The organism is Streptomyces sp. NPDC058691, from assembly GCF_042714775.1.
GTDB lineage: Bacteria > Actinomycetota > Actinomycetes > Streptomycetales > Streptomycetaceae > Actinacidiphila.
On record NZ_JBHXSO010000123.1, the window covers coordinates 1 to 8,014 of the forward strand.

The 8,014-nt window shown below is 71.1% G+C and carries 7 protein-coding genes; 6 read left to right on the top strand and 1 reads right to left on the bottom strand.

Going from position 1 to position 8,014, the window contains the following annotated elements; translation table 11 throughout:
* Positions 1-333 precede the first annotated feature (333 nt).
* Complete coding sequence (gene cimA, locus ACFWVC_RS38190; protein ID WP_384299227.1) at positions 334-1,935, top strand: citramalate synthase; 1,602 nt, start codon at positions 334-336, stop codon at positions 1,933-1,935.
* A 245-nt stretch (positions 1,936-2,180) separates the two neighbouring features.
* Complete coding sequence (locus ACFWVC_RS38195; protein WP_384299230.1) at positions 2,181-2,687, top strand: hypothetical protein; 507 nt, start codon at positions 2,181-2,183, stop codon at positions 2,685-2,687.
* Positions 2,688-2,790: 103 nt separating this feature from the next.
* On the opposite strand, the gene ACFWVC_RS38200 is transcribed toward ACFWVC_RS38195, so the two are convergent.
* The gene (locus ACFWVC_RS38200; RefSeq protein ID WP_384299233.1) at positions 2,791-3,624 is read right to left on the bottom strand and encodes an MOSC domain-containing protein; all 834 of its coding nucleotides are present in this window, start codon (positions 3,622-3,624) and stop codon (positions 2,791-2,793) included.
* A gap of 381 nt (positions 3,625-4,005) precedes the next feature.
* Between ACFWVC_RS38200 and ACFWVC_RS38205 the strand changes: the two genes are divergently transcribed.
* From ACFWVC_RS38205 to ACFWVC_RS38220, 4 genes are all read left to right on the top strand, one after another.
* Positions 4,006-5,076 (top strand): HpcH/HpaI aldolase/citrate lyase family protein, encoded by a 1,071-nt coding sequence (locus ACFWVC_RS38205; protein WP_384299236.1) that lies wholly within the window; start codon positions 4,006-4,008, stop codon positions 5,074-5,076.
* Positions 5,073-5,945 carry an HpcH/HpaI aldolase/citrate lyase family protein gene (locus tag ACFWVC_RS38210; protein WP_384299239.1) on the top strand — a complete coding sequence of 291 codons (873 nt, stop codon included), beginning with the start codon at positions 5,073-5,075 and terminating at the stop codon, positions 5,943-5,945. The genes ACFWVC_RS38205 and ACFWVC_RS38210 overlap by 4 nt, the downstream gene beginning before the upstream one ends.
* 167 nt (positions 5,946-6,112) lie before the next feature.
* On the top strand, positions 6,113-7,735 hold the full coding sequence (locus ACFWVC_RS38215) for an acyl-CoA carboxylase subunit beta (RefSeq protein ID WP_384299242.1): 1,623 nt from the start codon (positions 6,113-6,115) through the stop codon (positions 7,733-7,735).
* 15 nt (positions 7,736-7,750) lie between these two features.
* Positions 7,751-7,969 (top strand): acyl-CoA carboxylase epsilon subunit, encoded by a 219-nt coding sequence (locus ACFWVC_RS38220; RefSeq protein WP_384299245.1) that lies wholly within the window; start codon positions 7,751-7,753, stop codon positions 7,967-7,969.
* Positions 7,970-8,014 lie beyond the last annotated feature (45 nt).

Here is an 8,014-nt window from a genome sequence, read left to right on the forward strand (position 1 = left end):
GTCCCGGAATCTCCTCCGGGACCGAGCGCGGCCCTCGCGCCCGCATAGTGAGACCGTGTCCCAGCCGTCGGCGGGGTGTGGCAGACTGCGAGCGTGCCCTCGTTCGTCATGATTATTGGCAGCAGGCGCGCCGGTCCTCAGTGACCGCTCACCGCAGACCTCGGCGGAAGCGATCACCGTGTCCCAGACCCGCGCGCAGACCTCTCGCACCCGCGAGAGGTTTTTTCGTTTCCCGGCCCACCCGCGCCGGGCGCGAACCGGCGCGAGGGAAAATGGGGGCAAGTGGAACCCGGTCTTCCGGAACCACTCACCCGACAGGAGTTGGATCAGAGCATGACGGCCGTACTGGACGACAGCTTCCACGTCTTCGACACCACGCTGCGCGACGGCGCGCAGCGTGAGGGCATCAACCTCACCGTCGCCGACAAGCTGACGATCGCCCGGCACCTGGACGACTTCGGGGTGGGATTCATCGAGGGCGGCTGGCCCGGCGCCAACCCGCGCGACACCGAGTTCTTCGCCCGTGCCGCCACTGAACTCGACCTGCACCACGCGCAACTGGTCGCCTTCGGCGCCACCCGCCGTCCCGGTGGCAGCGCCGCCGAGGACCCGCAGGTCAAGGCGCTGCTGGAGTCCGGGGCGCCGGTCATCACGCTGGTCGCGAAGGCCCACGACCGCCATGTGGAGCTGGCGCTGCGCACCACGCTCGACGAGAACCTGGAGATGGTCCGCGACACCGTCTCCCATCTGCGCTCCCAGGGCCGCCGGGTCTTCGTCGACTGCGAGCACTTCTTCGACGGCTACAAGGCCAACCCGGCCTACGCCAAAGCGGTCGTCCGGGCCGCGCACGAGGCCGGCGCCGACGTCGTCGTCCTGTGCGACACCAACGGCGGGATGCTCCCCGCGCAGGTGACCGCCGTCGTCCGCACCGTACTCGCCGACACCGGTGCCCGCCTCGGCATCCACGCCCAGGACGACACGGGGTGCGCGGTCGCCAACAGCCTCGCGGCGGTCGACGCGGGCGCCACGCACGTGCAGTGCACCGCCAACGGCTACGGCGAGCGCGTCGGCAACGCCAATCTCTTCCCCGTCGTCGCGGCGTTGGAGCTCAAGTACGGCCGCACCGTGCTGCCCGAGGGCGCGCTCGCCGACATGACCCGGATCTCGCACGCGATCGCCGAGGTCGTCAACCTCACGCCCTCCACGCACCAGCCCTACGTGGGTGTCTCCGCCTTCGCCCACAAGGCGGGGCTGCACGCCTCCGCCATCAAGGTGGACCCGGACCTCTACCAGCACATCGACCCCGAGCGGGTCGGCAACACCATGCGCATGCTGGTGTCCGACATGGCGGGCCGCGCCTCCGTCGAACTCAAGGGCAAGGAGCTCGGCGTCGACCTCGGCGGCGACCGGGAACTGGTCGGCCGGGTCGTCGAGCGGGTCAAGGAACGCGAACTCGCGGGTTACACCTACGAGGCGGCCGACGCCTCCTTCGAACTCCTGCTGCGCGAGGAGATCGAGGGCCGGCCCATCCGCTACTTCCGTGTCGAGTCCTGGCGCGCGATCGTGGAGGACCGCCCCGACGGCATCCACGCCAACGAGGCGACCGTCAAGGTCTGGGCCGACGGTCAGCGCATCGTCGGCACAGCGGAGGGCAACGGCCCGGTCAACGCCCTGGACCGGGCGCTGCGCGTCGCGCTGGAGCGCACGTACCCGCAGCTGGCCAAGCTGGAACTGGTCGACTACAAGGTCCGCATCCTGGAGGGCAAGCACGGCACCGAGTCCACGACCCGGGTGCTCATCTCCACCTCCGACGGCACGTCCGAGTGGTCCACGGTAGGCGTCGGCGAGAACGTCATCGCGGCCTCCTGGCAGGCCCTGGACGACGCCTACGCGTACGGGCTGCTGCGCGCCGGCGTCGAGCCGCGGCGGGACTGAGCGCGGGGGCGGCGGACCACCACAAAGCGGCGGACCACACAAGGGAATGCGGACGCGGGCCTCGGCCGGCGTCCGCTTTTCCCTGTCCGCGGCGGCGGGTTCCACCGCATCCGGGGAAACCTGCCGTATGAACGTACGGGGTCCCGACTCCCGCGCATACGCGCGTAGAACGCGGGAACACTCCCCCTGCTCCACCTGCACAGCCGCCCCACAGGATGCACGGTCATCAGCAGGAGGGTTCCCCCATGAAGTTCCGCTCCGTCCTGAGCGCGCTCGTCCTCGCGCTCGGCGTCCTCTTCGCGCCCGGTGTCGGCCTCACCGCCTCGCACGACGCGTACGCCGTCACGAAGTTGACGCATGCCCAGGCCACGGCCATGTTCCGGTCCGCGGGGATCACATGGTCGTCGTCCGGCGGCTGCTCCAACCGCAACAACGCCACCTGCACGTCGTTCGACCAGCTCAACCAGGCCTCCGCGCAAGGCGCCGTGACGCTCAAGCACGCGAGCGGCTGCGCCCTGAACATCACCGGCGGCACCGAGACCGGGCACGCGAGCGGCACGTACTCGCACTGGAACGGCTACAAGCTCGACTACGGCAAGAACACCTGCATCACCAACTACATCCACGGGTCCTTCGGTTACATCGGTCTGCGTGGTGACGGCGCTCCCCAGTACCAGTCGGGATCGGGCAACATCTACGCCGACGAGGGCAACCACTGGGACGTCCTCTACTACAACTGCGGCGGCTGCTGACCTCCACAGGGCGCACGGCCTGCGGGCCGCACCCCCAACGGCAGTCGGCGGAGCGGCCGTTGCCCCGGCCCGGCTGCGCGCACCGCGTGCGGCCGGGCCGCGCTCACTCCCACGCCTGGACCTCGACCCGGTCGCCGACCGCCACGACGCCCGGCCGCAGCACGGCCGCCTTCATCGCGAAGCTCACCCTGTTCCCGTACTCCGGCTCCCGCCGGTAGTCCGCCAGGGTGCGCACCGGCTCGGGGCCGGCCGTACGCCCGGTGGCCTGGTCGACCAGCGGGACCGAGCAGCGCACCGCGCGGACGGCGTAGCCCAGCACCGTGCCGCCGGCGGTCATACGGCGGACCCGGTCCTCGGTGTGCGGTTCGGACCAGCCCGCGACCACGATGTTGGCGCGGAAGCGGTCGACGGGCACCGGGTCGCCGCCGCGCTCCCGGATGCGCCGGTTCAGGTCGTCCATCGAGGCCAGGGAGGCGACCGAAAGGGCGTGCGCGTCCGCGAAGTTGACCTTGCCGGGGTGCTCGCCCCAGCCGTCCCGGTCGAAGCCGGGAGGCACCCGCACCAGCCGCGAAGGCTGCTCCAGCGCGTCGGAGAACCAGCGGGCGGCCTCCTCGCCCTGGTCGACCGCCGCACCGAGGGGCCGGTCGAACATGCTCACCTCGCGCAGCGGTCCCTCGTGCGCCACCTCCACCCGCAACGGCCCGGCGCCGGGTGCCGACAGCGCCAGGTGCTTGCCGTCGTCGGTCACCTCGGCCCGCACCACGGCCATCCGCGGCAGCTTGCGCTGACTGCGGAAGCTGCCGTCGGCCGCGTCCACCACCATGAACACCCGGTCGTGGGCCAGACCGGTCGCGGTCACCTCCGCACGGCTCACGGGCACGCCCGCGCAGCCCTTCACGGGGTAGTGGGTGAGACTGTGCACGGTCGCGGCGACCATCGGTCGTCTTCCTCCCGGATCGGCGGAAAATCCCATTCGATCACGTCCGGCGGCCTGGCGTACGGTCCTCGCGCGACCGACGGCACCACGACGACGATCAGGCCCGCCGAGGCGCCGCGTCATCACCCGGGCGGCGCACTGACGTTGCACGTCTTCCGGCGCGACACCCCGGCCCGCGCGTTCTGCGAACGGCACGGCTTCCACGCCGTCGCCTGCAGCGACGGCAGCCGCAACGAGGAGGGCGAGCCGGATCTGACCTACCGTCGGCCTGCCGGGGACGCTCGGTGACCAACGGCACACGTACCGACCAGTAACGCCGAACCCCCGCGGATCATAAAGTGAACGCCGTACGCTCCCCACCCTCGAACCCTGGGAGACCGCATGCGTTCCGCGAAGGACTTCTTCCGACCGCTGGCCGTGGGGGCCCCGGCCCCCGTACGGGAGGTACCGTTCCGGCCGTCGCGGATGATCCACTTCTTCGACCCGAGCAACGAGAAGATGGCGGCCAAGGTCCCCGCCATCGCGCCCACCGTGGACGTCCTGCTGGGCAACCTGGAGGACGCCGTCGCCGCCGACCGCAAGGAGGCCGCGCGGGCGGGCCTGGTCGCCATCGGCAAGGCCACCGACTTCGGCGACACACAGCTGTGGACCCGGGTCAACAGCCTCGACTCGCCGTGGGCCCTGGACGACCTGATCACGCTCGTCACCGAGATCGGCGACCGGCTCGACGTCGTCATGGTGCCCAAGGTCGAGGGCGCCGAGGACATCCACTACGTCGACCGGCTGCTCGCCCAGCTGGAGGCCCGGGCCGGTGTGCGGCGCCCGATCCTCGTGCACGCCATCCTGGAGACCGCCTCGGGCGTGGCCAACGTCGAGGAGATCGCCGGGGCCAGCCCCCGGATGCAGGGCATCTCCCTCGGCCCGGCCGACCTCGCGGCGAGCCGCCGCATGAAGACCACCCGCGTCGGCGGGGGACACCCGGGGTACCTCGTGCGGGAGGACCCCAAGGACCCCGACTTGGAGCTGCCGCGGCTGACCTATCAGCAGGACCTGTGGCACTACACCGTCGCGCGCATGGTCGACGCCTGCGCCGCGCACGGCATCCTGCCGTACTACGGCCCCTTCGGCGACATCAAGGACACCACGGCCTGCGAGGACCAGTTCCGCAACGCCTTCCTGCTCGGCTGCGTCGGCGCGTGGAGCCTGCACCCGGTGCAGATCGACATCGCCCGGCGGGTCTTCTCCCCGGCCCCGGCCGATGTGGTCTGGGCCCGCAGGGTGATCGAGGCCATGGGCGACGGCACCGGCGCGGTGATGATCGACGGCAAGATGCAGGACGACGCGACCGTCAAGCAGTGCAAGGTCGTCGTCGACCTGGCCGAGGCGCTGGCCTCGCGCGACCCCGAACTGGCCGAGGCGTACGAGGCCGCCTGGAAGGAGCAGAGCCGATGACCGAGGCGACCCTGCGGCCGCGCCGCTCCGTGCTGTACATGCCCGGCGCCAACGAGCGCGCCCTGGAGAAGGCCAAGAGCCTGCCCACCGACGCGCTCATCCTCGATCTGGAGGACTCCGTCGCGCCCGACGCCAAGGCCGACGCGCGCAAGCGTGTCGCCGCGGCGGCCGCCTCCGGCGAATACGGCCGGCGGGAGCTGACCATCCGGGTGAACGCGCCCGGCACCCCCTGGCACGAGGACGACCTGCGCGCCGCCGCCGAGGCCGGCCCCGACGCCGTGGTCGTCCCCAAGGTCGACTCCGCCGCCACCGTGCACGCCGTGGAGCGGGCCCTGGAAGCCGCGGGCGCCCCCGACCGCACGGTGATCTGGGCGATGGTCGAGACCCCGCGCGCCATGCTCGACGCCCGCGCCGTCGCGGCCGCCTCCGAGCGGCTCGCGGTGCTGGTGATGGGGACCAACGACCTCGCCAAGGAGCTGCACGCCGAGCACGTGCCCGGCCGGGCCCCGCTGCTGACCGGGCTGTCGCTGGCCCTGCTCGGCGCCCGCGAGGCGGGCAAGGCGATCCTGGACGGCGTCTACAACGACGTGCAGGACCAGGCGGGCTTCGAGGAGGAGTGCCTCCAGGGCCGGCAGTTCGGCTTCGACGGCAAGACGCTGATCCACCCGAAGCAGGTGGAGATCTGCAACAGGGTCTTCGCCCCCTCTCCGGAGGAAACCGACAAGGCGCGGCGCGTCATCGAGGCCTTCGAGGCTGCCGCGGCCGAGGGCCGAGGGGTCGTCACGGTCGACGGGCGGATGATCGAGAACCTCCATGTGGATGACGCCCGGCGTGTCCTCGCCCTGGCCGCGGCGGTGACCGGACGCTAGCCATTCACTGAAGTCCGGGTGGACGACCGCTACAAAGAATGGGCCCCGCACGTGGCGTGCGGGGCCTTTCTTGTGTTGGTTCTGTCCAGATGCTCCATGAAGCGGGTCCGGACACTGTACGAAGTCGACGCCATTTCCGAGGGCCCGGCGCTCGTATGGTCGATGTCATGAGCGTTTTGGACGAGGTGCCGACCCAGCCCGCCGAGGCCGAGGACGGTGGCGAAGCCGCCCAGCCGGCGAACGACGCCCGCGGGCGCGTCGCGGAACTGCACGCCATCCGCGAGCAGGTCCGGCTCGGCCCCAGCGAGAAGGCCACCCAGGCCCAGAAGGCCAAGGGCAAGCTGACCGCCCGCGAGCGGATCGACCTGCTGCTCGACGAGGGATCCTTCAGCGAGGTCGAGCCGCTGCGCCGGCACCGCGCATCCGGCTTCGGCCTGGAGGCGAAGAAGCCGTACACCGACGGCGTCATCACCGGCTGGGGCACCGTCCACGGCCGCACCGTCTTCGTGTACGCGCACGACTTCCGGATCTTCGGCGGCGCGCTGGGCGAGGCCCACGCCTCCAAGATCCACAAGATCATGGACATGGCCATCGCGGCCGGCGCCCCGCTGGTCTCGCTGAACGACGGCGCCGGCGCCCGCATCCAGGAGGGCGTCTCGGCGCTCGCCGGCTACGGCGGCATCTTCCAGCGCAACACCCGCGCCTCGGGTGTCATCCCGCAGATCTCGGTGATGCTCGGCCCGTGCGCCGGCGGCGCCGCGTACTCCCCGGCGCTCACCGACTTCGTCTTCATGGTCCGTGAGACCTCGCAGATGTTCATCACCGGCCCGGACGTCGTCCAGGCCGTCACCGGCGAGAAGATCACGCAGAACGGGCTCGGCGGCGCCGACGTCCACTCCGAGATCTCCGGTGTCTCGCACTTCGCGTACGACGACGAGCAGACCTGCCTGGAGGAGGTCCGCTACCTGCTGTCGATGCTGCCGCAGAACAACCGCGAGAACCCGCCGTCGGCCCCCACCAGCGACCCGGCCGACCGGCGCGGCGACGTGCTGCTGGACATCGTCCCGGCCGACGGCAACCGCTCGTACGACATGCACCAGGTGATCGAGGAGATCGTCGACGAGGGCGACTACCTGGAGATCCACGAGCGCTGGGCGACCAACATCATCGTGGCCCTGGCCCGCCTCGACGGCCAGGTGGTCGGCATCATCGCCAACCAGCCGGCTTCCCTGGCGGGTGTGCTCGACATCGAGGCCAGCGAGAAGTCGGCCCGGTTCGTGCAGATGTGCGATGCCTTCAACATCCCGCTCATCACCCTTCTGGACGTCCCCGGCTTTCTCCCGGGCGTCGACCAGGAGCACGGTGGCATCATCCGCCACGGCGCGAAGCTGCTGTACGCGTACTGCAACGCCACCGTGCCGCGGATCTCGCTGATCCTGCGCAAGGCGTACGGAGGTGCCTACATCGTGATGGACAGCCAGTCGATCGGCGCCGACCTCACCTACGCCTGGCCCACCAACGAGATCGCCGTGATGGGCGCCGAGGGTGCCGCCAACGTCATCTTCCGGCGGCAGATCGCCGACGCCGACGACCCCGAGGCCATGCGCGCCCGCATGGTCAAGGAGTACAAGTCCGAGCTGATGCACCCGTACTACGCGGCCGAGCGCGGCCTCGTGGACGACGTGATCGACCCCGCGGAGACCCGCGAGGTCCTCATCCGCTCGCTCGCCATGCTGCGCACCAAGCACGCCGACCTGCCGTCCCGCAAGCACGGCAACCCGCCCCAGTAAGGGAGACCCGACCCCGTGAGCACTCCTGCCGACAGCTCTTCCGCGGCGCTCGTTCGCGTCGAGCGCGGCCACGCCAGCGACGAGGAACTGGCCGCCCTGACGGCCGTCCTCCTCGCCCGCGCCGCGGCCCAGGGCCAGGACACGACCGCCTACATCAAGCCCCGCTCCACGGCCGGCTGGCGCCGCCTGGAGCGGCAGTCCGGCTTCAGCGCGCCGCACAGCTGGCGCAGCTGACCTTCCGGTCCCGTACGACGCGGTGGCGCGGCACCCCTCGGGGGT

What these genes read in the sequence shown, in the direction of transcription:
- ACFWVC_RS38210 (WP_384299239.1), top strand. Translation starts at nt 5,073, where the DNA reads ATGACCGAGGCGACCCTGCGGCCGCGCCGCTCCGTGCTGTACATGCCC.
- ACFWVC_RS38195 (WP_384299230.1), top strand. Translation starts at nt 2,181, where the DNA reads ATGAAGTTCCGCTCCGTCCTGAGCGCGCTCGTCCTCGCGCTCGGCGTC.
- ACFWVC_RS38200 (WP_384299233.1), bottom strand. Translation starts at nt 3,624, where the DNA reads ATGGTCGCCGCGACCGTGCACAGTCTCACCCACTACCCCGTGAAGGGC.
- cimA (WP_384299227.1), top strand. Translation starts at nt 334, where the DNA reads ATGACGGCCGTACTGGACGACAGCTTCCACGTCTTCGACACCACGCTG.
- ACFWVC_RS38205 (WP_384299236.1), top strand. Translation starts at nt 4,006, where the DNA reads ATGCGTTCCGCGAAGGACTTCTTCCGACCGCTGGCCGTGGGGGCCCCG.
- ACFWVC_RS38215 (WP_384299242.1), top strand. Translation starts at nt 6,113, where the DNA reads ATGAGCGTTTTGGACGAGGTGCCGACCCAGCCCGCCGAGGCCGAGGAC.